This window comes from Brachybacterium sp. HMSC06H03, from assembly GCF_001807385.1.
GTDB lineage: Bacteria > Actinomycetota > Actinomycetes > Actinomycetales > Dermabacteraceae > Brachybacterium > Brachybacterium conglomeratum.
Map to the genome: position 1 here is coordinate 1 of NZ_KV788845.1, position 2,238 is coordinate 2,238.

The 2,238-nt window shown below is 76.1% G+C and carries 2 protein-coding genes; both read left to right on the forward strand.

What is annotated here, in order from left to right:
• Positions 1 to 687, forward strand: a 687-nt coding sequence (locus HMPREF3159_RS10715; RefSeq protein WP_070501016.1) for an SWIM zinc finger family protein, incomplete at its 5' end; no start/stop codon positions are given.
• 88 nt (positions 688 to 775) lie between these two features.
• Positions 776 to 2,238, forward strand: a 1,463-nt coding sequence (locus HMPREF3159_RS10720) for a serine hydrolase domain-containing protein (protein WP_070501017.1), incomplete at its 3' end; no start/stop codon positions are given.

The following is a 2,238-nucleotide window of genomic DNA, read 5'->3' on the forward strand; positions in this document are numbered from 1 at the left end:
TGGCTCGAGGTCGAGCCGGGCGCCGCCCGCGCCGCCGTCGAGGACCCCGACGGCGGCCTGCACCAGGCCCGTCTGGACCTGCCCGCCTATCGCGACGGGGACCGGGAGGGGTTCCTGCAGGTCGCCCGCGCCCACCCCGAGCTGCCCGCGCGGCTGGCCGCCGGCACCTATCCCGAGCAGATCGAGGCCGAGCTCTCCCCCTCGATGCTCTCGCTGCTGCCGCGGGACGCCGCCGAGCTCTCCCACGACTGCGACTGCCTGGACTGGCCCGGCCCCTGCCGTCACGTCTCCGCGCTCGTGTACGTGCTGGTGGAGGCCGTGGACGAGCATCCCGCGCACCTGCTGACCCTGCGCGGGATCCGGCTCGAGGAACTCGTCGCGCCGGCGGGAGCCGCCGGACAGCCCCGCGGAGAGGACGCGGAAGACCCCGGCGATGGGACACCGGACGCGTCGGGCGGGGCGGAGGCAGCGCCGGAGGCCGCGCCCTACGATCCGCGGCACACCGATCCCGCGCGCCTGGCCGAGGTGGTCGGTGAGGAGGCCGCCGCGATCATCGCCGCGTTCTACCACGCGGGCACCGCGGAGGCGTCGAGCGGAGGCCCGGCCGGGCACCAGAGCGGGGAGCTAGTCGACGGGACGAGCGGGGAGCCTGTCGACGGGACGCGCGGAGGCCCGGCGCGGGGCTGAGCCCCCGCAGCACAGCCCACGATCGGGCCGTCCACAGCGGCAGCGCATCCGGTCGGCGCGGTCGCCGCGCCGCACTACAGTGGAAACCATGCCGTCCAGCGCCGAGAGCCCCCATCCCCACGTCCCCGCGGAGGCGGTCACCGCCATCGCCGCCCTCGCCGAGAACGCCGTCGCCGAGCACCGCACCTCGGGCGTGACCTGGGCGATCATCGGCGGCCACGCCCACGATCAGGCGATCCTCGCCCACGGCGCGGCCGGGCACCGCGAGCTCGCGGACGGCCGCCCGGCCCCCGGCTCCTCCCCGATGGACCGCGCGACCGTCTCCCGCATCGCCTCGATGACGAAGTCCTTCACCGCCGCGACGATCCTCGCCCTGCGCGACGAGGGCCGGCTGTCCCTGGACGACCCGATCTCCGCGCACGTGCCCGAGGCGGAGGGTGCCTTCGAGCTCGAGGACGACGACCGCGAGCCGACCCTGCGCCGTCTGCTGACGATGGACGCCGGGCTGATCACCGACAACCCCTGGGGCGACCGCCAGGAGGCGATGACCCGCGAGGAGTTCGCCGCCGTGCTCCGCGGCGGGCTCGGCCACGTGCATCGCTCCGGCGGCGGGTTCGAGTACTCCAACACCGGCTACGCGCTGCTGGGCCGGGTGATCGACGAGGTCACCGGCTCGGACTACGCGACCGAGATCCGTCGCCGCTTCCTGGACCCGCTCGGCCTCACGGCGACGGGCTGGTCCGCCGGCGAGATCGACACCGACCGTCTCGCGACCGGGCACCGGCTCGGCGACCGCACCGACGCGACCCGCTTCGAGGCCGTGCCGCTGGACTCCCCCGGCGTGTACGGGGCGATGGCGGGGCTGTTCTCGAGCGTCGACGACGTGGCGACCTGGGTGCGCTTCCTCGCCGCCGCCGATGCCGAGGGCAGCGCCTCGCGCGGCGCGGGACCGCTCGCGACCGCCTCCCGCCGGGAGATGCAGCAGCTGCACCGCCATCAGGCGCTCGCGCCGCTCCCCGCCGGCCAGGACGGGGTCTCCCCCGGCTTCGACCGGGTGCGCGGCTACGGCTTCGGCCTGGTGGTCGAGCACTTCCCGGACCTGGGCGAGGTGATCTCCCATTCCGGCGGCTACCCGGGCTACGGCTCGTTCATGGTCTGGCACCGCGACTCCGGGGTGGGCGTGGTGGCGCTGGCGAACTCGAAGTACGCCCCGGCGACGCCCCTGTCGATGCAGGCGCTGCGGATCCTGCAGCGCGAGGCGCCGGAGCTGCTGGCCCGTCGTGCGCCGGAGGCGGCGCCGCGCACCCTCGAGGCGGCCCGTGCGGCGCTGGACTGGCTGCGCACCGGCGAGGACGCCCTGGCCGACGCCTGGTTCGCGGACAACATGGACCTGGACGTGCCGCGGGCTGAGCGGCGCCGCCGGCTGGAGAAGGCGCTGGCCGTGACCGGGCTCGACGCCTCGGCGCTCGAGGCGCTGCGGGTCGAGGACGCCCAGGTGCTGAGCCGGGCACGGCTGCGCTGGACGGTGCCCGCCCGGAGCGGCGCGGGCTC